Source organism: Micromonospora solifontis, from assembly GCF_003725545.1.
Taxonomy (GTDB): Bacteria; Actinomycetota; Actinomycetes; order Mycobacteriales; family Micromonosporaceae; genus Micromonospora; species Micromonospora solifontis.
Map to the genome: position 1 here is coordinate 24331 of NZ_RJLN01000001.1, position 20892 is coordinate 45222.

Here is a 20892-nt window from a genome sequence, read left to right on the forward strand (position 1 = left end):
GTGAGCATCTCGTGGGCCGACTCGTACGTGGGACAGCTTCGCGCCCTGGCCGGTGACCGCACCCTGATGTTCGTCGGCGCCCGGGCCGTGGTGCGGGACAACGCCGCCCGGGTGCTGCTGATCCAGCGCTCCGACAACGGCCAGTGGGCGCTGCCGGCCGGCGCGATGGAGCTCGGCGAGTCGATCGCCGACTGCGCCGTCCGGGAGGTACGCGAGGAGACCGGGCTGCGCGCCCTGCGGGTCAGCGCGTTCGCGCTCTACACCGGCCCGGACCGTACGCACACCAACATGTACGGCCACACGTACCAGGTGTTCACCACCGCGTTCCGGGTCGAGGAGTGGGACGGGGAACTGGCCCGGCTGACCGACGAGACCATCGACGCCGGCTTCTTCCACCCGGAGGAACTGCCCGCCCCGCTCTCCTCCAGCGTGATCGAGACCCTCGCTGACCTCGACGTCTTCGAACAGACCAACCGCCTGATCCTCAAGTAGCGCCGGTCGAGCCGATGCTGGCGCGCGGTCGTCGCGCGGTCGGGCGTGTATCGATGCCGGGCCTCTTGCGGCTCGATGCTGGCCCCGGGCGTGTGCGGCGGTCTGGCGTGCGCCGGGCCAGGCGTGTGTCGCGACCGGGCATGTGTCGCGACCGGGCGTGCATCGACGGCCGGGCGTGCATCGACGGCCGGGCGTGCACCGCGGCCGCGGCGGGCATCGCGGCCCGGGCGTTGTCGTCGGCCGGCGTGTTGTGGGGCAGCGTGTTGTGAGCCGGTGCGGCGTGGGCCAGCGTGTTGTGGCCCGAGCGTGTCGTGCCCGGCCCTGTCGCGGCCGGGGCGACCGGCTGCCTGAGAGCGATATGTCGTTCCGACATAATCATGTCTCTGAGACATGTCGGTTGAAACCGCAGTGCCGGCCGGGTCGCTGCCCCAGAGCACGCCACCCACCGACAGGGCCGCTGCCTGAGATCACGCCGCCACCGACCGGAGGTGCAAGCCGACCCGGACGTGCAAGCCGCTCGGCGTCGGCCGCGGCGCCAGCGAGGTCGGCCAGCGCGGGGACGCCCCTGCCGAACAAGCCACCACGGCGGGCGGACGGGAAGCCCGCACGCAGCTTGCGGCGAGGCAACCCGGCCCCGCCCGTCCGGCCCCAACCCCGACCTCGGCCGTGCGGCGGGGCAACCCGTCCGGCCCGGCCTGCACTCGCTCAGAGCATGGTCTGGGACTTGGCCTCCATGTCGGCGGCGGCCTCCTCCTTCGACTCCTTGGTCAGCGGCTTGCCACCGGGGGCGGGGGCCTTGCCGCCGAGCGGGTCCGCGCCGCCGGTCGCGCCCTGCGGGCCGGCGCCGCGCAGCTCACGATTCGGCAGGGCCAGGGTGACCAGCACGGCGAGGATGGCGATCAGCCCGGTGGTCAGGAAAACCAGGTGCAGCGACTCGACGAACGCGGCCTGGATCGCGGCGCGGACCGGGCCCGGCAGGGCGAGGATCGTTTTCGGGTCGTTGATCGAGATGCTCGCGCCCCCGCTGGCCGCCACCGCCGCCCGCTGCTCCGGCGGCAGCTGCGCGATCGCGGCCGGCAGCCGGTCGGCGAGCTGGCCGGTGAGCTGGGAGGAGAGCACCGCGCCGAGGATCGCCACGCCGAACGAGCCGCCCAGCGAGCGGAAGAACGTCGCGGACGAGGTGCCGGCGCCCAGGTCCCGTGGGTGCACCGCGTTCTGCACGGCCAGGATCAGCGACTGCATGCACAGGCCCAGCCCGACGCCGATCACCACCATGTAGCCGAAGGCCGCCCAGAGCGACGTGGCCACCTGGAGCTGCCGGAAGAGCAGCATGCCGGCGACCAGCACCGCCGAGCCGACCACCGGGAACCACTTGTACCGCCCCCGCCGGCTCATCGCCCGGCCGGTCAGGATCGAGGTGACGATGATGCCGGCCATCATCGGCAGCATCAGCAGACCGCTGCGGGTCGGCGAGGCGCCCTTGACGATCTGGAGATAGAGCGGGATGAAGATGATCGACCCGAACATCACCAGACCGAGCACGAACCCGGCGAGGTTGGCCAGCGTGAAGGTGCCGTTGCGGAACAACCGCAGCGGCAGGATCGGCTCCGGCACCCGGGCCTCCTGGGGCACGAAGAGAACCCCCAGCACCGCGCCGGCCACGAACAGCCCGATGATCACCCCGGAGCCCCAGGCGTACTGGTTGCCGCCCCAGCTCAGCGCCAGCAGCAGGCAGCTCACCCCGGCCACCAGCAGCGCCGCGCCGAGCCAGTCGACGGCGTGCTCCCGCCGCTGGAACGGGACGAGCCGCATGACGTGGTAGCAGACCACGATGGCGAGGATGGCCAGCGGCACGTTGATGTAGAAGATCCAGCGCCAGTTCGTCTCCGCGAAGTACCCGCCGACCAGCGGGCCGGCCACCGACGACAGGCCGAAGACCGCACCGAAGAGCCCCTGGTAGCGGCCGCGCTCCCGGGGCGAGACCACGTCCGAGATGATGGTGAACGCCAATGTCATCAGGCCGCCCGCGCCCAGGCCCTGCACGCCCCGGGTGACGACCAGCTGGGTCATGTTCTGCGACAACCCGGCCAGCAGCGAGCCGAGCAGGAATGTGCCGATTGAGAAGAGGAACACCGGACGGCGGCCGTACAGGTCGGCCATCTTGCCGTAGAGCGGCGTGGAGGCGGTCGAGGCGAGCAGGTACGCGGTGACCACCCACGAGTAATGGTTGATCCCGCCCAGCTCACCGACGATGGTGGGCAGCGCCGTACCGACGATGGTCTGGTCGAGGGCCGCCAGCAGCATTCCGGTCATCAGGCCGAACATCAGCAGGCGGATCTGGCGGGGGTGCAGCACGGGACGACCGTGGGCCTGGGCAGTCATTCCGCTTCCTTTCCCACCGAGAGCGGATCATGCCCCCGGCGGGAGAGGAAGGTCGGAGCCTCAGCGCGGGGCATGCTTCCCCTTGGCGAACTCCTCGACGATCTTGGCGCAGAACGCCGGCAGGTCGTCGGGCTTACGGCTGCTGACCAGGCCGTTGTCCGTCACCACCTGCTCGTCGACCCAGGTGGCGCCGGCGTTGGTGAGGTCGGTGCGCAGGCTCGGCCACGAGGTGATCCGGCGGCCGCGCACCACGTCCGCCTCGACCAGCGTCCACGGGCCGTGGCAGATCACCCCGACCGGCTTGCCGGCATCGAAGAACGACTTCACGAACCGGACCGCCTCCGGGTCCGTCCGCAGGAAGTCCGGGTTGGCCACGCCGCCGGGCAGCACCAGCGCGTCGTACGCCCCGGCGTCCGCCTCCTTCGTCGTCACATCGACCGGGTACTGCCGGCTCTGGTCGAGGTGGTTGAAGGACTGGATCGAACCGGGCTGCGACGAGACCAGCTCGACCCGGGCGCCCGCGTCCTCCACCGCCTCCCGGGGCTTCGTGTACTCGACCTCCTCGACGCCGTCGGCGGCCAGGAACGCGATCCGCTTGCCCTGCAGTGTCGCTGCCATGGTGTTTCTCCTCTCCGGGGTCACCTGATCCGGTTCCCACGGCCGGCGGGCCGAAACCGGACAGGGTAGGTGGCCCACCCCTCGGCCGGGCAGGTTTGGCCGGACCCGCTCGGGGGATCCGGAGAGACATGGCAGGAGCAGCAGCGGAAGAGCGCCGGCTCGCCACCGTCGTGGCCAGCTGGCAGGGGCGACCCGTGCTGGTCGTCGGCGACGCGATGCTGGACGAGTGGCGGTTCGCGGAGTCCGAGCGGCTCTGCCGGGAGGCCCCGGCACCGGTCCTCACCCTGCGCCGCCGCATCTCCGCCGCCGGCGGTGCGGCGAACACGGCGGTCAACGTCGCCGCCCTCGGCGGCCGGGCTGCCCTGGTCGCCCCGGTCGGCGCCGACGTGGCCGGCGACGAGCTGCACGACTGCCTGGACCGGGCGAGCGTCTGGGACCGTACGGTGAACCAGCCCGGCCGCCCGACGCCGGTGAAGCGACGGATGCTCGCCGGGAACCAGATCCTGCTCCGCGAAGACTCCGGCGAGCCGGAGGACGGGCTCGACGACGACGGCGTGGCCCGGCTGCTCACCGCGCTGCACTGCGCCACCGAGGAGCTGCGGGCCGCCGCGCACGGGCAGCCGCTCACCCTGGTCGTCTGCGACTACGGCCTGGGCGCGCTGCCCGCGCCGGTCCGCGCCTGGCTGGTCGCCAACCGGGACCGGTACGCCACGGTGGCCCTCGACGCGCACGACCTCGCCGACTGGCGTGGCCTCAACCCCACCGTGGTGACCCCGAGCTTCGCCGAGGCGACCCGGCTGCTGGCCCGCGCCGCGGCCGGCTTCAACACGGCGAGCCGCGCCCCCGCGCCGGCCGGCGGCCTGCACCTCGACCACCAGAGCGACGCCGGCGACGGCCCGTCCGAGCTGGTCGTCGGCGCGGCACCGGGCGGGGCCGGCACCGACCGCGACAGCCACGGGCCGACCGGCGAGCCGACCCCGGGCGAGGAGCGGGTGGCGCTCACCGGCGACGGGCTCAGCGTGACCGGTACCGGCGTGACCGTGAACGCCGGCGTCGGCGAGGGCGTGGACCGGGCGGTGCTGGCCGAGTCGCGCCTGGCCGAGCTGCGCGCGCACACCGGGGCGGACGTGGTGGCGGTGACCCTGGACACCGAGGGCGCGGTGGTCGGCGGGGCCGACGGCGAGCCGCGGCGCAGCCACAGCACCCCGGTCCCGGCCAGCCACGCGGTGGGCGCCGGGGACGCGTACCTGGCGGCGATGACCCTGGCGCTGGCCGCGGCGGCGAGCCTGCCGACCGCCGCCCAGCTCGCGCAGCTCGCCGCCACCATCACCGTCTCCGACACCGGCACCTGCGTGTGCCGGCGGGAAGACCTGCTCGACGCGCTCGGCGCCGGGGTGGAGGGGGCCGACCACCCCACCCTGGTCGGCGCCGAGGAACTCACCGCGATCGTGGCGGAGCACCGGCGAGCCGGCCGCTCGATCGTCTTCACCAACGGCTGCTTCGACGTGCTGCACCCCGGGCACGTCCGCTACCTGACCCAGGCCCGCGCGCTTGGCGACCTGCTGGTCGTGGCGGTGAACTCCGACGGCAGCGTACGACGGCTCAAGGGACCGGACCGCCCGGTCAACCCGGTCGAGGACCGGGCCGCCCTGCTCGCCGCGCTGGAGTGCGTCGACCACGTGGTGATCTTCGAGGAGGACTCCCCGGCCCGGCTGATCGAGGCGGTCCGCCCGGACGTCTACGTCAAGGGCGGCGACTACCCGCCCGAGATGGTCCCGGAGGCGCCGCTGGTCCGCCGGCTCGGCGGCCAGGTCCGCACCCTCGGGTACGTCCCGGACCGCTCCACCTCGGCGATCATCGACCGGATCCGGGCGCAGTCGGGCAACCCGACGGTCGGTGAGAGCAGGCCGGCGTGAACCGACCGCTCGACCCGGGGACGCCGGAGGGGTTCCGCCGGCCCCGTCAGCTCGACGTGCTGATCCCCACCCGCAACCGCCCGGCCGAACTGGCGGTCACCCTCTCCGGGCTGGCCGCGCAGGAGGGCGTACCCGATTTCGGGGTGGTGGTGAGCGACCAGTCCGACGACGGGCCGGCGTACGCGCACCCGGCGGCGGCCACCATGGTCCGGGCGTTGCGCCACCGGGGCCACCCGGTGCTGCTGACCCGGCGACTGCCCCGGCGCGGCCTGGCCGAGCACCGGGCCTACCTGCTCGGCCGGTCGGCGGCCCGGTACGTGCTCTGCCTCGACGACGACGTCTGGCTGGAGCCGGGGGCGCTGGCCCGGCTGGTCACCGCGATCCGGGAGCTGGGCTGCGGGTTCGTCGGCAACGCCGTGCACGGCCTCTCGTACGCCGACGACGTGCGGCCGGAGTCGCACGCCCACTACGAGGAGTGGCACGGCCGGCCGGTGCCGGAGCGGATCCGCCCGGGCACGCCGGAGTGGGAGCGGGCGGCCATCCACCCGGCGGCGAACCTGCTGCACGTGACCGAGAAGCTGCGGCTGCCGCCGGGCGCGTGGCGGGCGTACAAGGTCTCCTGGGTCGGCGGGTGCGTGCTGTACGACCGCGCGAAGCTGATCGACTCGGGCGGCTTCGAGTTCTGGCGCCGGGTGCACGAGCGGCACCAGGGCGAGGACGTCGCCGCGCAGATCGCCGTGCTGGAGCGGTACGGCGGCGCGGGGGTGCTGCCCAGCGGGGCCTACCACCTGGAGTCGCCCACCACGGTCACGGAACGGGAGATGGAGGCGTGGGAGGCGGTGGTGTGAGCAGTTCGCGGGCCGCCTCCAGGACCTCGATCACGGGGACGTCGGCCACGAACGAGTCGCGGTGCGGGCAGTCCCCGTCGCCGGGGCGGTGCGGGTAGATCCCGGGCGTGCAGTCGATGCCGCAGACCGGGCAGCGGGTGGTCCAGGAGGCGATCGGCCGGTGCCGGACCCGCAACGGCGTGGCCCCGTTGATCAGGTTGCCGACCCAGTAGACGCCCACCGTCGGGGTGCCGACCGCGCCGGCCAGGTGCAGCGGCCCGGTGTCGTTGGAGACGACCAGCGCGCAGCCCGCGTAGCAGGCGGCCAGCCCGCCGAGGCTGAGCGTGCCGACCTGCGGTCGGACCGGTACGCCGGCCGCCGCCACCACCGCGTCGACCGTCTCCTGTTCGGCCGGCGTGCCGGTGACCAGCACCTCGTACCCGTCACCGGCCAGCGCCCGGGCGACCTCGGCGAAGCGCTCCGGGGGCCAGCGCCGCCGGGTGTCGGTCGCGCCCGGGTGCAGCGCCACCCGGGGCCGGGTCGGCTCGCCCAGCACCTCCCGGGCCTCGACCCGGTCCGCATCGGTCACCGCCAGGGCCGGGGTGATCGTGGTGGCGGGGGCCCCGACCAGGGCCACCGCCTCCAGGTAGCGGATCACCTCGTGCTGGTAGTAGACGTACCGGATCCAGCGGTCCAGCGGCGGCGCGTCCTCGGCCCGCAGGCCGGCGGTGACCCGGGCACCCAGCCCGGCGATGATCGGGTTGGAGTTGCCCCCGCCGCCGTGCAGCTGCAACGCCAGGTCGAAGCCCTCCTTCCGGGCCGCCGCCAGGAAGTCGTCCATGGCGGAGGGCGGCTCGTCCGGGCCCGGGTCGCGGATCCCGGGCGCGGGCGGCACCACCAGCACCCGGTCCACCGGGCCGGGGCGGTCACGGAAGAGCTGCGCGTGCCACGGCGCGCCGAGCAGCACGATCTCCGCCTCCGGGTACGCGGCCCGCAGCGCCTCCAGCGCCGGCAGGAGGAAGATGAGGTCGCCGAGTGCGTTGGCCCGCAGCACGGCGATCCGCGCGACGTCGGGCACCCGCTCGCCGACCGGACCGAGCACGGACGACGGCTGCAGGTCCCGGCGCGCCGAGCTGTTGGACGGGGTGGTCACGGGACTCCTACGGCCGGTCGAGCTCGTCGACCGTGGTGTCCGGGTGGTGCAGTTCCCGGTCCGCGGCCGGGTCGGCCAGGGTCGGCGTACCCCCGGTGGGGGTGGTCCGGGGGCCGGTGCGACCGACGGTGATGGTGCGCGGCGCGGGCCGGGTCGCCCGGGGCAGGCGGACCCGGAGCAGGCCGTGGTCCATCACCGCGTCGATCCGGTCCGGGTCCACCCGGGACGGCAGGTCCACCCGGTACTCGAAGCCGCGCGTCTCGAAGCCGCCCGGGATGCCCTGGTCGGCGTTGACCTCGGCCTCCGAGCGGGCCCGTACGCACAGCTCCCGGTCGTCCAGCTCGACCGCCACCTCCTCCGGCGCCACACCGGGCAGCCGGACGATCACCTCCCAGCCGCCGGCGACCTCGGTCAGCTCGACGTCCGGGCTGCCGGAACGGCCACCCACCAGGCGGCTCAGCTCGGCCCGCAACGACTGGAGTTCCCCGATCGGGTCCCAGCCCTGCTGGCGTCCCCGCCAGCTCCGGCCGCCGCTCTGTTCCGTCATCGCACGTCTCCGATCCGCTGATGGGTCGAGGGGGGTCGCAGCGAACTCGGGGCGTTCAGGTCGTGTTCCGGGTCCACGCCGACGCCGAGCCGGTCCACCAGCTCGCCGCCGAGCCAGGCGCTGATCCCGAGGATCGCCACGGCGACCACCTCGATGGCGATCAGGGCGCCCCCGGCGGCCCGGGAGTCGGCGTTGAGCCGGACCACCCAGACGGCGGCGAAGAGCAGGATCACCGCCACGTTGGCGGCGGCGTGGGTGAGCCCGACCCGCTTGGCGCGGGTGCCGGTGGGCAGGGTGAGCAGGTCGACCGCGCCGGCCGCCGCGGCCAGCAGGCCACCGATCAGGCCGACGGTGATGTTCCAGTACGCGACCTCGCCCAGGAAGTCCGGCCCGCCCACCGTGTCGACCACGTCGAAGATCACCGCCGTGACCAGGAGGGCCACCGGAAACATCACCAGCATCGGGTGCACGGGGTGCCCGAGCACCTTCAGCCGGCTCTCCATCTCCGCCTCCATCGGTCGCGGGCGCGCTGCGGGTTCAGCCGTACCCGGCCGCCCGGGGGGCAAACCTCGCGTTGGCCGCGCTCTCCTAGGCTGACGATGACGGAAACCGGCCGCGTGCGGGCCGGAATCGCCGTCACGGTCGACCGACGGGGGAGGCAGGCGTGACCACACAGGAGATCAGCAGCCCGGAGGAGCTGCGCGAGCTGCTGGGGCCGCCGATGCCCCGGGCGCTGACCAAGGAGCGGACGGCGCTGCACGCCCGGGACCGGGAATGGCTGGCGCTGTCGCCGTTCTGCCTGGTCGCCACGGCGGACGCCGACGGCAACTGCGACGTCTCGCCGAAGGGCGACCCGCCCGGCTTCACCCTGGTGCTGGACGAGACGACCATCGCGATCCCGGAACGGCCCGGCAACCGGCGGGCCGACGGCTACCGCAACATCCTGGCCAACCCGCACGTCGGGCTGGTCTACCTGATCCCCGGGCGCACCGACACGCTGCGCATCAACGGCCGGGCCCGGCTGCTGCGCGACGCGCCGTGGTTCGACGACATGACGGTCAAGGGGCACCGCCCGGTGCTGGCGGTCGAGGTGACGATCGAGCAGATCTTCTACCACTGCGCGAAGGCGTTCCTCCGCTCCGAGCTGTGGCAACCGGAGACGTGGCAGCCGGACCTGCTGCCGTCCCGCGCCCGCCTGATCAAGGAGGTCGAGGCGCCCGCGGAGACCCTGGAGAGCCTCGAACACCGCTACGGGCCGGAGTACCTGAAGACGCTCTACTCCTGACCGGCCGGGCCGCCGCCGCACGTTTGGGCGGGCGGCTGGGGATGATGCCCACGAAGAGCAGCTCGCGGCGCGGCAGCGGATCGGCCGCGACCACGAACCCGCCGGGCAACCAGACCCCGAACACCCCGGACATCAACGAGAGCGAGATCGCCCGACTCAAGGTCGACCAACTGTGCCGGCGACCGCGAGCAGCGGCTCCGCGAGATCAGCTGGGAGGAGTGGTTCCGCGCGTTCGACGAGCGGCGGCTCAACTTCATCTACCAGGAGGAGCGCTCCGACGGGAGGCAGAGCAACTTCTTCCGGCTGGAGAGCCCGGACCGCGAGGCCGGCTGAGCTCTCCCCCTCCGTGCGGAGGCCCCGGGTCGACACGTGTCGACCCGGGGCCTCCGGTGTGTCACGTCACTGGGTGACGGACGCCGTCAGCTGGAAGGGGTTCCCCAGCAGCGGGCTGGTGCGGCGCGCCTCGACGACGAACTCCCACACGCCCGGCTTCGGCTTGGCGTAGCTGCGGGTGAACGGGTCGCAGCCGTTGCCGTCCTGGTAGTTGGCGTAGCAGTAGATGGTGCCGGCGCTGGACTTCTCCGCCTCGAGGCCGTCCGGCCCGAACGCCCACCAGCGGGTCTGGCTGCCGGCGGCCAGGCCGGCGAGGTTGACAGTCAGGTCGGTGGCGCCGGCCGGGACGGCGACGCTGTAGATCAGCGTGTCGTTACGGTCGACGGTGCCGGCCACGGACCAGGTGACACCCGGGGTCAGCGGGGCGGCGGCCTCGACGGCCAGCATGGCGGACTGCTCGACGGCCTGGGTGGAGGCGTTGTCGATGGTCAGCACGGCGCTGTGGATGCCCTGGCTGCCCGGGGCGGCGGTCACCTTGACCACGGTCGGGACGTTCTTCGCCAGGCTGACCTTGCGGGGCGCGGTGAAGGTGCCGTCGTTGCCCTGAAGGCCCAGCACGTAGTCCTGCGTCCCGTCCCGGCCACTGGTGCGGGTCAGGGTGACGTCGTACGTGCGGGACTCGCCGACGGCCTGGCCGCCGCTGCCCGGCGCGCAGCTGTTGTACAGGCCGCTGCCGGTGTTCGGGGTGGCGAGCTTCTCGGAGAGCACCGTGCAGACCGGCGCGGAGACGGTGACCTCGTCGGTGTCGGCGACACCCTTGGCCAGGTACTGCCAGGCGTGCACCACGTTGAACTCGCCACGGCCCTGGGCGATGGCCGGCTCGTCCTTGTTGTAGTCGGCGGTGGAGTAGATGGCCCGCCGCAGCTCGGCCGGGGTGGCGCTGACGCCGTTCTGGCGGGCGGCGGAGAGCAGCAGCGCGGCGGCACCGGTGGCCTGCGGCGAGGCCATCGAGGTGCCCTGCAGCATCGAGTACCCGGCCGGCAGGGTGTACCCGGCGTCGGGTACGACGCTGTTGGCGATCCAGTTCGGGGTCGGGGCGATCGCCGCGCCGGGCGCGGTGATGTCCGGCTTGAAGCCGCCGTCCTCACGCGGGCCGCGCGAGGAGAACGGGAAGACCGCCCGCGCCTGGGTCACGAACGACCCGTAGTTGGCCCACCAGGTCTGCTTGGAGACCGAGGCGCCCACGCTGACCACGGTGTCGGCGGAGGACGGGTCGCCGACGGTGTTGGTGCCGGCGCCGGAGTTGCCGGCCGAGGAGAAGATCTGGACCCCGGTGGTGTCGATCAGCCGGTCGTACAGCAGCGCCATCGCGCTCTGCCCGTCGTTGAGGGCGGGGCTGGAGCCGATGGACAGGTTGATGACGTCCACGTGGTAGTTCGTGGCCAGGTTCACCATGCCGTCGGTGAGAGCCGCGCTGGAGCAGCCGCTGTGGGTGCAGGCCCGCATAGAGACCAGCTTGGCGCCGGGCGCCTGGCCGTTCATCCGCCCGCCGAGGATCCCGTTCGCGGCGGTGATGCCGGCCACGTGCGTGCCGTGGGCCTCGTCGAGCGTGTTGATGTTGACACCGATCAGCGCCGAGCTGAGGCGCCGGGCCTCGACGGTGAAGGGCTGGCGCTCGTTGACCGCGGTCGCCGGGTCGTCGGTGCCGATGTAGCCGATCTGGTGGTTCTCCCGGTACGGCCGGTACAGCTCGTCGTCGGTGAAGACGTAGTCCTGGTTGAGGTCGATCCAGACCGCGTTGTCGGACTCGCGGTAGGCGACACCCAGCGTTCCGGTGAGGGTGGGGTCCACGTAGCCGGAGATGGCGAGGTTCCTGCGGGTCAGGTACATGTCGTCGCTGCCACCGTCGGGCAGCGTCCAGGTGATGTCGTACTTGTCGACAGTCGGCCCGGTGACCTTGTTCCCGGCGGTCATGGTCATCCAGGTGCGGTCGAAGAGGATGTCGATCAGGTTGCGCGGGTCGCTGCCGGCGACGGTGTCCACCAGCTTGCGCTCGCCGGTCGTGGTGGTGGCCAGCGCCGGGTGGGTCGGGTCGACGCCGGTGTCCATGATGCCGATGGTCACCCCCCGCCCGTCGTAGCTGGGGTGGTCCGTCTTGAACGCCACCGAGCGGGTCTCCCGGGTCGGCATGTACGGGTTGTCGTCGGGGGTCGCCGCGGACGGCGCGGGCGGCAGCTCGCCGGGCTGGCCGACGCCGCCGGCGCCGGCGCCGGCCGTGGTCTCCTCCAGCTTGAGCAGCTCGTCGGCGTCCACCCGGAGCACGCTGTCGAGGGCGACGGCCTGGTCCACCAGGGCGAACGGCACGTTCGCCTTGACGTAGCCGATCTCCGGGTCGGTCCGGGTGACGTCGGCGCCCAGCTCGGTGAGCTGCCGGGCCGCCTCGTCGGTGCTGCCCGACTTCACCGCGAGCATCAGGGTGACGAAGTCGGGGACCGGCTGGGTGGCGTCGGCGGGGACGGCGCGGGTACGGAACTGGGCGGCGTACCTGGCGATGAGGGCCCGGTCGTGGCTGCCGAGCTTGTCGGCGACGCTGCCCGGCGTGGTGGCGGGCTCGGCGTGGGCGGGAAGGGAGGACAGGGTGAGTCCGCCGACAACAAGTGTCGTGGCCAGTGCGGCGGCAGCTCGGCGGGTGCGCTTGGCAGGGGAGGTCACTCGACATCCTTCGTGGCTGGGATGGGTTGACGCGCACACACTGCCACCGGTGGCACCCGGCTCATCAGGCCTCTGACCTGGCAGTTCAACGCCATGGCGTAAATCCGTCAGCGCCTCGGCGCGGTCTCCCCGGACGCCCTCCCACGTTCTGGGACGCGGCCCGCTAGATCCACTCGCGTCGAGCGGCCTGCCAGCCCAACTGGATCCGGCTCTGCACCCCGGCGACGGTGAGCAACCGCTGCACCCGGCGCTGCACGGTGCGCATGCTCACTCCCAGCTGCGACCCGATCGCCTGGTCGGTGTAGCCGGCCAGGAGCAGCGCCAGCAACCGCCGGTCGTCGGTGGCCAGCGACCCGTCCGTGGCCTCGGAGAGCGCGACGGGCACCGGCAGCGCCGACTCCCAGATCCGGTCCACGATCCAGGCGAGGCAGTCCACCAGCGGGCGGGCGTGGATCAGGAAGACCACGGGTTCCTCGGCCGCAGCGTCCGGCGGCACCAGCACCGCCCGCCGCCGGTCGAAGATCGCAATCTTGTACGGGACGCTGGCCACCCGCATCTCCTCGCCGAGCGCCGCCCACTCTTCGAGCAGCAGCGGAATCTGGGCGCTCGCCGGGTCCAGCAGGTCCCGGTCGTACACCACGCGGTAGCGGACCCCCGCCCGCAGCGCGTCCCGCTGCCCGATGTTGTTGCTGGCCGGCACGGCAACGGCCGGTCGCCGGACGAGCGAGCAGATCTCCTGGGTGGCCTCGCGCTGCAACATGCCGTAACGCTCGGCGATTGCCCGGGAGCCCCGGACCACCTCGACCGCCTCGGTGCCGCGCCACGCGTCCCGCGCATGGAACCGCTCGGCCAGCTCCGCGATCACGGTCTGCGCCCGGCGGAGCTCGTCCATCCGGCGCAGCGCCAGCAGCTTGAGGCTGGGATCGGGCGGTGCCGCCCGGATCACGTCGGCCTGGTCGGCCGGCAGGTCCACCAGACCCTTGGCGGCGAGGCCCGCCAGCGCCCCCCGGACCGCCGGACCGGGGAGCCCGGTCCGCTCGGACAGCTCCTCCGCGTCGCCCGCCGGCCGGGCGGCGAGCGCCAGGTAGACCTGCTCCTCGTCGGGCTCGACGCCGACGGCCTCCAGCATCCCCGTTCCTCCGCTCAGCGGCCCGACCCACTTCGTGAGCTGCGATTATGCAGCAGTTCTCGCGCGCGCCGAAACGCCGTCCGCAGGGCGGGACGGGCCCGGAGCCGGCCCGGCGCCGCCCACGCCCGCGGCCCGGGCGATGAGCACGCCCGTCACGTTGGCGTCCTCGACCCCGCCCCCTCGAACGCGAGATGGCCCACCGCTTCGATATGCACCTCGCCGTGGCGGGCGAGGACGGCCACCGCACCCGGGACGAAGCCGGAGTCGACGTGACGCTCGAGCAGCTCCCGCACCCGAGCCAGCCGTTTGGACGAGAAGCCACCAGCAGTCACCTGTCTCCTCCTCATCTCGTCCGTTCGCAAGTTACCCGTCGCGCGACGACCGCGCGGTCCGCGCGGACGCCAGGAAGAGAACCGGCAGCCAACACGCCAGATTCGTCGGCGTCGAGTGCAACCTGCCTTCGTGGGATGGAGTTCTTGAGAGGCATGAGGGAAGATCCCGCCTTCGAGGCTTTCGTTGAGCGCTGTTCCACCCCGCTGCTGCGGACCGCCTATCTGCTCACGGGTGACCGGGGGCACGCCGAGGACCTTCTCCAGGTAGCGCTGCTGCGGACCGCGCGGCGATGGCGCACGGCGCGCGAGGCGCCCGAAATCTATGTCCGGAAGGTGCTGCTGAACCTGTCCCGGGACCGAATACGGCGGCTCATGCGCCGTCCGCGGGAGAAACCGTTGGATTCCGTCCCGGACACTGTCGGGACCATCGGCCCGCACGACCACCAGGTCGCCGAACGGCGGGCGGTCGTTGAGGCGCTGGCGCGCCTGCCGATCCGGCAGCGGCAGGTCATCGTGCTGCGGTACTTCGAGGACCTGACCGTGGAACAGACAGCCGATCTGCTGAAGATGTCCTCAGGCACGGTCAAGTCTTACACCTCACGCGGCCTGGGCAGGCTCCGCGAGCTGCTGACTGACAACGACAACAACCGGATTGCGAGGACGCATCATGGCTGATGACGACCAGTTCGGCGAGCGACTCGGCACGCTGTTGCGAAACGAGTTGTCCGACGTTTACCCCGAACCCGGCATGACCGATCGTCTGCGCACCCGCTCACGGCGGAATCTGATGGTACGGGCCGGAGCGATCGCCCCAGTCGCGGTTGCTGCGGCCGTGGGACTCGTGGTCGCATTGGGTGCCGCCGGCACCGAGACGTCCGGGGTGAACGACGATCCGCGTATGGTCAGCGTGGGGTACGTCCGCACTCAGGTGACCGACGCGCTGGATCGAAGCACTGACTACATCGTGTTGGCCCATTCGACCTGGGCTGATAACGGCCGTATGGACGAATGGACCGAACCGGCGACCGGCCGCCGGCGGATCGATCTGTACGTGAACGGGTCGCTGGCCAGCTCCGCGACCGAGACGCCCGAGGCGGGTGGCGGCGCGCGCTGGTTCCAGATCGACTATCAGAACCGCACCTGGACTGACGATCATCGATCTGCTGCCGAACTGCGGGTACCCGTGGACTCCTTTCAGGACTTTCCAGCGGCTGACCCCATGAGCATCAGGGAGGCCGTCGCGAACGGCTCACTGGAGGTCATGGGCAGGGAGACAGTAGACGGCCACGACACCGTGCGGCTGCGCCTCAAGCTGACCGCCGACGTCAACCGCCTCCCGGTCGCCATGGAGTTGTGGGTGGATGCCGTCACCTACCTGCCCTACCGCGAGAAGATCAGCAAGTCGGGCAGGTTCAACGAGGGCACCGAGTCCGTCGTGTTTAGCTGGCTGAAACGCAGTCCCGAAAACCAGAAGGTGTTCGACCTGGCCGCCCCCGCAGGATTTAGAGACCACACCGGGGGGAAATGAGGGCCCCAAGTCACGAACCATTGCCGGGAAAGGCTCGGTGGTCCTGTTCGACATCCACAGCAGCCCCGACAAACGGGCGGGCATCGTTCATCGGGGCGGATGCGCGAGGTCCATGCGGTACGAGCCAATATGCGTGTCCTCAGGGTTGAACTGTAACGTCATGGTCCGCTCACCAGCGAGAAGATTGTCGACTTTGGTCAACTTCAGCCCGGTGATCAGATTCGCGCCGACCGCGACGACGAACAGTACGTCGTGTGCGTCGATGATGTCGGTGTACTTGCTGACCTTGGCGTCGACGGCGGCGGCGAGCCTGCGCGCGTCGACAAGTCCCGCGATGCCGCTCTCGGCCGGTCTTGGCGGCAAGTTGCCGCGAGCGGCCAAGGCGAGGACGACCCCACCGGGATTCGCCTGATCAGCTGGTCGAGGTAGTGCCACCGCGGATCTGGCCGAAGGTCTGCCTCGCCGGCTGATCGGTGTGAACCTCTACGAACATGGCCGGCTTCCAGTCGGCGTCGAGCACGGTCCAGTCAGGGGTGAGAGCACCGTGCTTGCTTTCGTAGACGACGGTGAAACCGACCGCTCGAAGCGCAGCACCGGTGGCAAGTTCGAAGATGCACGGCCAGTGACTCTCGTCGAGCCACAGTTCTCGCTCGAACTCGGCGGCCTCCGTCGCGGCGAGCAGATCAAGCTGCTCGCCGAGCCAGGCGCGCCACGGCGCGTACTCGTCTTCGACGGCGATGTCGTAGGTCAGCTGCCGAGCGGAACGCGGCCGGGTGCCGAAGCGGCGCCGATGTTCCTCGACAAAGCCTGGACCGAACCGGGGCTGATGCTCCACGAGGACATCATCACCAGCCCTGCAACCGGATTGACCGACGGGGCACACCATCGGTGTGGACCCGCGCTGATGATCAGACGAACAGCGGCCAACACGCCACGGCACACGCATGCCGAACCTGATCGCACGCAGGCGTTACCGGGGGGTTTTCGGGGGGCGGTTCAAATCGCATAGATAAAGATGATGCCCTGACCAGCGGTCCTGCTGGTCAGGGCATCTCCCCGAGCCGCCTGACGGAATCGAACCGTCGACCTACGCATTACGAGTGCGTCGCTCTAGCCGACTGAGCTAAGGCGGCAACGATCGTCAAGTGTACGGCACGGCCTGCCGGAAGCCGAACCGGATCCCCCCGCCCGGTGATCCGGACATCGGGGTGGTCCCGGTACGTTCCGGGGAGGGTGTTCGCGTTCCGGGAGGACTACCCTGCGGCGGGTGAGCGACGACCACGTGCCACCGCCGCAGTCGATCCCCGAGGCGCATCCCGGTGAGCGGGCCACCCGCCGGCCACGCAGCCTGGACCCCCTGGAGCTGGGGTTCACGCCGCGAAAGCCGGTGCCCTGGCTCGCGCCGCTGCTGCTGATCCAGACCGGTCTACGGACCTTGCTGGCGATGCTGTTCGGGGCGTACCTGGACAAGCGGGAGTTGCAGAACGCCTTCGGGGACGGCACGTTCCGGCAGGTCGGGCCGGACGGCGGGCTGTGGCTGGACTACGTGGCCGACCTGGGCGACGGCTTCGACGCCACCTACTCGGTCGCGTACCTGCTGGCCCAGCCGGAGCTGGAGGTCGACGGGCATCGGCTGCCCCGGGCGCAGACCCTGGTGATGGGGGGCGACGAGGTCTACCCGTCGGCGTCCTACGCGGCGTACGAGGACCGCTGCAAGGGGCCGTACCAGGCGGCGCTGCCCGTGTCGCCGCCCGAGCGGCCGACGCTCTTCGCGGTCCCCGGCAACCATGACTGGTACGACGGTCTCACCGCGTTCCTACGGCTCTTCGTCCGCTCCCGGGACCGGCACTTCGCCGGCTGGGGCACCGGCCAGTCCCGCTCGTACTTCGCGATGGAACTGCCCGCCGACTGGTGGCTGCTCGGCCTCGACGACCAGTCCGGGTCGTACCTGGACGACCCGCAGCTCACCTACTTCGACGAGGTCGCCCGCAAGCTCACCCCACGCTCGAAGGTCATCCTGGCGGTGCCGGCACCCACCTGGGTCAAGGCCGTCGACCACCCCACCGCGTACGACTCGATCGACTACTTCATCCGTACGATCATCGCCCCCACCGGCGCGCAGGTGCGGCTGCTGGTCTCCGGGGACCTGCACCACTACGCCCGCTACACCGGCCCGGAACGGCAGCTCATCACCTGCGGGGGCGGCGGCGCCTACCTGTACCCGACGCACGAGCTGCCGGAGCGGCTGGAGGTGCCGCCGCGCGACACGCTCGCCCGCCGCGCCAGCCGCACCCGCGAGTACGACCTCGCGGCCCGCTATCCGGACAAGGCCCGCTCGCGCCGCTACGGCTGGGGGATCTTCGCCCGGCTGCCGTTCCGCAACCCGGGCTTCACCACGCTGCTCGGCACCCTGCACACGCTGCTGATGCTGGCCATGGCCGGGGTGACGGCGAACCACGTCGGCACCGCCGAACAACGGCTGCTCAGCGTCCCGCTGGTGATCATGGTGGTGGTGGCCATGCTGGGCGCGGCATTCTTCGCCAAGCCGCCCAGCGCCGGGGGGAAACGGCACGCCCGGCACTGGATCCTCGGTGTCTCGCACGGCCTGGCCCAGGTGGCGCTGGCCGCCGCCGGCACCTGGCTCTGGCTCAAGCTGCCCTTCTACGACTGGCCCTGGCCGCTGCCGGCAGCCGCCGCGGCCGTGCTGTACGGCCCGGTGAGCGGCCTGGTCGCCAGCCAGCTCGTCGCGCTCTACCTGCTGGTGGCGGGCTCGTTCGGGGTGAACGTCAACGAGCTGTTCGCCGCGCAGGGCATCGAGGACTCGAAGGCGTTCCTCCGGTTCCGGTTCGATCCGGACGGCACGCTGACCATCTATCCGATCGCGGTCGACGAGGTCGCCCACGCCTGGCAGCTGAACCCCGACCAGTCCCCCACCGCCTCCTGGATCCTCCCCAAAACCCCCCTAACCCCCCGCCTAGCCGAACCCCCCATCGTCCTCCGCTGACGGCCCAACCCCCCGACTTCCGGTTGATCATGGAGTTAGCGGCACCAGAGGAGATCCACTTCGCCGCTAACTCCATGATCAACGCGCGGTCAGGGGGTGGGTGGTCGGGGGGTGTAGTGCTGGTCGTGGGCCTGGCGGGGGGCGCAGAGGGAGGCGCGGCTGCATGCGCAGCGGGAGCCGTCGGCGTCCAGGCGGACCGTGACCGAGTCCCTCGGCACGCTGTGGCCGACGACCTTGCCGTCGCCCTCGGGTGTGGAAACCCGGCTCCCGATCGCCGGGGCGGACTCCTGGAACCGCTGGTAGAGCGGGTGCTCGTACTTCAGGCAGCACATCAGCCGGCCGCAGGCGCCGGAGATGCGTAGTGGGTTGAGCGGCAGGTCCTGGTCCTTCGCCATCCGGATGGTGACCGGCTCGAAGTCGTTGAGGAAGGTGGCGCAGCACAGGTCGCGGCCGCAGGAGCCGATCCCGCCCTGCACCCGGGCCGAGTCCCGGGCGGAGAGCTGCCGCAGCTCGACCCGGCAGTGCAGCGTCGCCCCCAGGTCGCGGACCAGGGAGCGGAAGTCCACCCGGTGCGGCGCGGTGAAGTAGATGGTGGTGCGGTCGCTGCCGGTCTCCGGCGTGGCGAGGACGTGGTCGACGGCCACCACCTTCATCGGCAGCCCGTGCTCACGGATCAGCCGCTTGGCGGCGACCTTGGCGTCCGCCTTGCGCCGGCGCAGCAACTCGTCGCGGCGCAGGTCCTCCTCCTCGGCCAGCCCGGCCAGCCGGGGGAAACCGGCGGTGTCCTCGCTGACCCACTGCGCGGCCCACACGCACTCGGCCACCTCGGGACCATCGTCGGTGGGCACCAGCACCTTGTCGCCCACCTGCGGGCGCAGCTCACCCGGGTCGAGGTAGTAGAGGCGCCCGTACCGGTTGAAGCTGACCGCGCAGAGCATGCCCATGCTCTTCACCCTACGACCTTCGACCGGTTCCGGCCCGGCCGCCCGTCGCCGTCCGGTCACCCGGTGCAGCGATTCACGATTGTCGACTCGACCGAACCACATTCGCCCCGTCGTGCCGTTGTCCTCGCCCGGACGGCTGAAACATGAGCGAGTCGGAGGACAAACGGCGGCCGACCGCGTTGAGTGAAGGCAGACCTGCGGGGGGTGCAGGGGAAGGCCACGGCGTCGCCGCCGGAGCCCGGCCACGGCCGGTTCGGCGCGGCGCCGTGGCCCGTGTCGGGCTCCGGTAGACCGGGTCAGCGGCCGATCCGGGTGGCCCCGCCGAAGTGGGGCGCGCCGCGCGGCCGATCCCGCCAGGTCGTCTCCGCCAGATTCGGCGCCCACTGGCGCAGCAGGTTTTCCGCGCCGTCGTACGCCACGCCGATGACACCCAGCACCCGGGCGGCGATCTCGGCCGCCGCCAGTCCCGCGGCCTGCCCGGCGTCGACTCCGGGCCGGGTGGCGGCGTGCACGGTGACCGCCTCGGCCGAACGCAGCACGTCGGCCAGCGCCCGGGCCAGGGCGAGCCGGCTGCCCTCCACCCAGTCAGCCAGCGCGTCGGCGTAGCCGGCGGTCGACTCCAGCCGCCCGACCAGGCTCTCCGGCCCCTCGTCGAGGTGCCGGAGCAGCGCGCCGCGGGCCTCGTCGTACGCTGAGGCGGCCGGCCCGGACCAGGCGACCGGGTCGGCGAGCAGCGCGCAGGCGTCGTCGTACCCGCGGACGAGCTGGCGCACCGCGTGGCCGGCGTCGGCCAGCGGCGCCGGGTGCAGCTCGAGGAACTGGCCCACGGCCTCGCCGGGAAGCACCTGCAGGCGGCGCAGCAGCGGCCAGAGGCGGTGCCCCTCGGGGGCGCCGGCGGCGAGCAGCGTGTCGACCCGGGTGAGCAGGTCGAGCCCCGGTTCGGCGAGGCGGTCCAGGGCGTCCATCACGCCTCCCGGCGGAACCGGTGCCGGACGGACTCGTCGGTCGCCGCGTAGCGGTCGGCGGCGCTGCGCAGGGCGGCCGCGGCGGCGGCCAGCCGGGCGGCGGCCGCGCTGGCCTCGCGGGCCCGGTCCCCGGTGGCGGTGGTCCACTGCCGGTGCAGCGCGCGGCCGACCTCGCCGGGCCGGCCGGCCGCGTAGGTGCCGAAGGCGGGGTGGGCCGGGTCGGTGGCGGTCACGGTGCGGGACAGGGTGCCGAGGGCGAGGCTGGCCTCGTCGAGGCGCGCGGCCAGGGCGCGGAGGGTCTCCATGTCAGGCTCCCGCCAGCGGCCGGTACGCCGCGAAGGTCTCGTTGTGCAGCTTCTCCCGGGCCCACTGGGCGGCGTCGGCGGCGGCGGTGACCGCGGCCTGCACCGAGCCGGCGACGTCGCGCGGGCTGCGCTGGTGCAGCGGGCCGAGGAACCGCACGTCGGTGATCCGGCCGCCGGCCGTCACCACCACCTCGACCAGCCCGTCCGGCGAACGGACGGTGACCTCGACCGTCGCCACCGCCTGGTCGAACTCGGCCTGGAGGGTCTCGATGCGCCGGTAGCGCCGCACCGCCTCCTCGATCCAGGCCTCGTCGATCTCCCCCCGCGGCATCGGCGGTCTCCTCCCGGGCTGACCCCTCACTGAGCGTGCTGCCGCCGTTACTGCGGCACACCGGACCGTACCGCAGTCAACAACACCTG

21 protein-coding genes and 1 tRNA gene are annotated in these 20892 nt (G+C 72.2%); 7 read left to right on the forward strand and 15 right to left on the reverse strand.

Annotated elements, in window-relative coordinates; genetic code table 11:
- Window positions 1-492, forward strand: coding sequence for an NUDIX domain-containing protein (locus EFE23_RS00145; protein WP_123238789.1), 492 nt, complete (start codon window positions 1-3; stop codon window positions 490-492).
- A 705-nt stretch (window positions 493-1197) separates the two neighbouring features.
- On the opposite strand, the gene EFE23_RS00150 is transcribed toward EFE23_RS00145, so the two are convergent.
- A complete protein-coding gene (locus EFE23_RS00150; RefSeq protein WP_123238790.1) occupies window positions 1198-2874 on the reverse strand; it encodes an MDR family MFS transporter in 1677 nt (558 codons plus the stop codon).
- Between the two features lie 60 nt (window positions 2875-2934).
- Window positions 2935-3492, reverse strand: a complete 558-nt coding sequence (locus tag EFE23_RS00155; protein WP_123238791.1) for a type 1 glutamine amidotransferase domain-containing protein — start codon at window positions 3490-3492, stop codon at window positions 2935-2937.
- A gap of 128 nt (window positions 3493-3620) precedes the next feature.
- Here EFE23_RS00155 and rfaE2 point away from each other — a divergent pair, with 128 nt between their 5' ends.
- Together rfaE2 and EFE23_RS00165 are read left to right on the forward strand one after the other, a co-directional pair.
- A complete protein-coding gene (gene rfaE2, locus EFE23_RS00160; protein ID WP_123238792.1) occupies window positions 3621-5408 on the forward strand; it encodes a D-glycero-beta-D-manno-heptose 1-phosphate adenylyltransferase in 1788 nt (595 codons plus the stop codon).
- The gene (locus EFE23_RS00165) at window positions 5405-6256 is read left to right on the forward strand and encodes a glycosyltransferase family 2 protein (RefSeq protein ID WP_123238793.1); all 852 of its coding nucleotides are present in this window, start codon (window positions 5405-5407) and stop codon (window positions 6254-6256) included. The genes rfaE2 and EFE23_RS00165 overlap by 4 nt, the downstream gene beginning before the upstream one ends.
- Here the strand turns inward: EFE23_RS00165 and EFE23_RS00170 are convergent.
- The 3 genes from EFE23_RS00170 to EFE23_RS00180 are packed head-to-tail and all read right to left on the reverse strand — an operon-like array spanning window position 6216 to window position 8438.
- Window positions 6216-7388, reverse strand: coding sequence for a glycosyltransferase family 9 protein (locus tag EFE23_RS00170; protein WP_123238794.1), 1173 nt, complete (start codon window positions 7386-7388; stop codon window positions 6216-6218). The genes EFE23_RS00165 and EFE23_RS00170 overlap by 41 nt on opposite strands.
- A 7-nt stretch (window positions 7389-7395) precedes the next feature.
- Window positions 7396-7935 carry an Hsp20/alpha crystallin family protein gene (locus EFE23_RS00175; RefSeq protein WP_123238795.1) on the reverse strand — a complete coding sequence of 180 codons (540 nt, stop codon included), beginning with the start codon at window positions 7933-7935 and terminating at the stop codon, window positions 7396-7398.
- The gene (locus EFE23_RS00180) at window positions 7932-8438 is read right to left on the reverse strand and encodes a DUF2231 domain-containing protein (protein ID WP_123238910.1); all 507 of its coding nucleotides are present in this window, start codon (window positions 8436-8438) and stop codon (window positions 7932-7934) included. The genes EFE23_RS00175 and EFE23_RS00180 overlap by 4 nt, the downstream gene beginning before the upstream one ends.
- A 161-nt stretch (window positions 8439-8599) precedes the next feature.
- Here EFE23_RS00180 and EFE23_RS00185 point away from each other — a divergent pair, with 161 nt between their 5' ends.
- Window positions 8600-9220 (forward strand): pyridoxamine 5'-phosphate oxidase family protein, encoded by a 621-nt coding sequence (locus EFE23_RS00185; protein WP_123238796.1) that lies wholly within the window; start codon window positions 8600-8602, stop codon window positions 9218-9220.
- A gap of 399 nt (window positions 9221-9619) precedes the next feature.
- On the opposite strand, the gene EFE23_RS00190 is transcribed toward EFE23_RS00185, so the two are convergent.
- The 3 genes from EFE23_RS00190 to EFE23_RS00205 all read right to left on the reverse strand — a co-directional run bounded on the left by EFE23_RS00190 (window position 9620) and on the right by EFE23_RS00205 (window position 13726).
- Window positions 9620-12265 carry a S8 family serine peptidase gene (locus EFE23_RS00190; RefSeq protein WP_123238797.1) on the reverse strand — a complete coding sequence of 882 codons (2646 nt, stop codon included), beginning with the start codon at window positions 12263-12265 and terminating at the stop codon, window positions 9620-9622.
- A gap of 163 nt (window positions 12266-12428) precedes the next feature.
- Window positions 12429-13394: a helix-turn-helix domain-containing protein gene (locus EFE23_RS00195; RefSeq protein WP_123238798.1), complete on the reverse strand. Its 966-nt coding sequence runs from the start codon at window positions 13392-13394 to the stop codon at window positions 12429-12431.
- A gap of 152 nt (window positions 13395-13546) precedes the next feature.
- Entirely contained in the window at window positions 13547-13726 is a 180-nt protein-coding gene (locus EFE23_RS00205; protein ID WP_199736872.1) for a hypothetical protein, read from the reverse strand.
- A 135-nt stretch (window positions 13727-13861) separates the two neighbouring features.
- Here EFE23_RS00205 and EFE23_RS00210 point away from each other — a divergent pair, with 135 nt between their 5' ends.
- Together EFE23_RS00210 and EFE23_RS00215 are read left to right on the forward strand one after the other, a co-directional pair.
- The gene (locus EFE23_RS00210; RefSeq protein WP_373683946.1) at window positions 13862-14401 is read left to right on the forward strand and encodes a SigE family RNA polymerase sigma factor; all 540 of its coding nucleotides are present in this window, start codon (window positions 13862-13864) and stop codon (window positions 14399-14401) included.
- Window positions 14394-15254 carry a hypothetical protein gene (locus EFE23_RS00215; RefSeq protein ID WP_123238799.1) on the forward strand — a complete coding sequence of 287 codons (861 nt, stop codon included), beginning with the start codon at window positions 14394-14396 and terminating at the stop codon, window positions 15252-15254. Before EFE23_RS00210 ends, EFE23_RS00215 begins: the two co-directional genes overlap by 8 nt.
- An 87-nt stretch (window positions 15255-15341) precedes the next feature.
- On the opposite strand, the gene EFE23_RS00220 is transcribed toward EFE23_RS00215, so the two are convergent.
- From EFE23_RS00220 to EFE23_RS00230, 3 genes are all read right to left on the reverse strand, one after another.
- On the reverse strand, window positions 15342-15635 hold the full coding sequence (locus EFE23_RS00220; RefSeq protein WP_123238800.1) for a hypothetical protein: 294 nt from the start codon (window positions 15633-15635) through the stop codon (window positions 15342-15344).
- Between the two features lie 31 nt (window positions 15636-15666).
- Window positions 15667-16089 carry a hypothetical protein gene (locus EFE23_RS00225; protein ID WP_123238801.1) on the reverse strand — a complete coding sequence of 141 codons (423 nt, stop codon included), beginning with the start codon at window positions 16087-16089 and terminating at the stop codon, window positions 15667-15669.
- Between the two features lie 224 nt (window positions 16090-16313).
- Window positions 16314-16387 (reverse strand) — tRNA-Thr (locus EFE23_RS00230).
- A gap of 134 nt (window positions 16388-16521) precedes the next feature.
- Between EFE23_RS00230 and EFE23_RS00235 the strand changes: the two genes are divergently transcribed.
- The gene (locus tag EFE23_RS00235; protein WP_123238802.1) at window positions 16522-18258 is read left to right on the forward strand and encodes a metallophosphoesterase family protein; all 1737 of its coding nucleotides are present in this window, start codon (window positions 16522-16524) and stop codon (window positions 18256-18258) included.
- 89 nt (window positions 18259-18347) lie between these two features.
- Here the strand turns inward: EFE23_RS00235 and EFE23_RS00240 are convergent, their stop codons facing one another.
- The 4 genes from EFE23_RS00240 to EFE23_RS00255 all read right to left on the reverse strand — a co-directional run bounded on the left by EFE23_RS00240 (window position 18348) and on the right by EFE23_RS00255 (window position 20803).
- On the reverse strand, window positions 18348-19202 hold the full coding sequence (locus EFE23_RS00240; protein WP_123238803.1) for a PSP1 domain-containing protein: 855 nt from the start codon (window positions 19200-19202) through the stop codon (window positions 18348-18350).
- Between the two features lie 296 nt (window positions 19203-19498).
- A complete protein-coding gene (locus EFE23_RS00245; RefSeq protein ID WP_123238804.1) occupies window positions 19499-20167 on the reverse strand; it encodes a hypothetical protein in 669 nt (222 codons plus the stop codon).
- Window positions 20167-20472, reverse strand: a complete 306-nt coding sequence (locus tag EFE23_RS00250; protein ID WP_123238805.1) for a hypothetical protein — start codon at window positions 20470-20472, stop codon at window positions 20167-20169. The genes EFE23_RS00245 and EFE23_RS00250 overlap by 1 nt, the downstream gene beginning before the upstream one ends.
- A gap of 1 nt (window position 20473) precedes the next feature.
- Complete coding sequence (locus tag EFE23_RS00255; RefSeq protein ID WP_099162865.1) at window positions 20474-20803, reverse strand: YbaB/EbfC family nucleoid-associated protein; 330 nt, start codon at window positions 20801-20803, stop codon at window positions 20474-20476.
- Window positions 20804-20892 lie beyond the last annotated feature (89 nt).

Bases quoted from the DNA above. Each gene is read 5' to 3' on its own strand.
- EFE23_RS00250 (WP_123238805.1), bottom strand. From the start codon at position 20,472: ATGGAGACCCTCCGCGCCCTGGCCGCGCGCCTCGACGAGGCCAGCCTC.
- EFE23_RS00215 (WP_123238799.1), top strand. From the start codon at position 14,394: ATGGCTGATGACGACCAGTTCGGCGAGCGACTCGGCACGCTGTTGCGA.
- EFE23_RS00255 (WP_099162865.1), bottom strand. From the start codon at position 20,803: ATGCCGCGGGGGGAGATCGACGAGGCCTGGATCGAGGAGGCGGTGCGG.
- EFE23_RS00155 (WP_123238791.1), bottom strand. From the start codon at position 3,492: ATGGCAGCGACACTGCAGGGCAAGCGGATCGCGTTCCTGGCCGCCGAC.
- EFE23_RS00195 (WP_123238798.1), bottom strand. From the start codon at position 13,394: ATGCTGGAGGCCGTCGGCGTCGAGCCCGACGAGGAGCAGGTCTACCTG.
- EFE23_RS00150 (WP_123238790.1), bottom strand. From the start codon at position 2,874: ATGACTGCCCAGGCCCACGGTCGTCCCGTGCTGCACCCCCGCCAGATC.
- rfaE2 (WP_123238792.1), top strand. From the start codon at position 3,621: ATGGCAGGAGCAGCAGCGGAAGAGCGCCGGCTCGCCACCGTCGTGGCC.
- EFE23_RS00180 (WP_123238910.1), bottom strand. From the start codon at position 8,438: ATGGAGAGCCGGCTGAAGGTGCTCGGGCACCCCGTGCACCCGATGCTG.
- EFE23_RS00240 (WP_123238803.1), bottom strand. From the start codon at position 19,202: ATGGGCATGCTCTGCGCGGTCAGCTTCAACCGGTACGGGCGCCTCTAC.
- EFE23_RS00175 (WP_123238795.1), bottom strand. From the start codon at position 7,935: ATGACGGAACAGAGCGGCGGCCGGAGCTGGCGGGGACGCCAGCAGGGC.
- EFE23_RS00245 (WP_123238804.1), bottom strand. From the start codon at position 20,167: ATGGACGCCCTGGACCGCCTCGCCGAACCGGGGCTCGACCTGCTCACC.
- EFE23_RS00210 (WP_373683946.1), top strand. From the start codon at position 13,862: ATGGAGTTCTTGAGAGGCATGAGGGAAGATCCCGCCTTCGAGGCTTTC.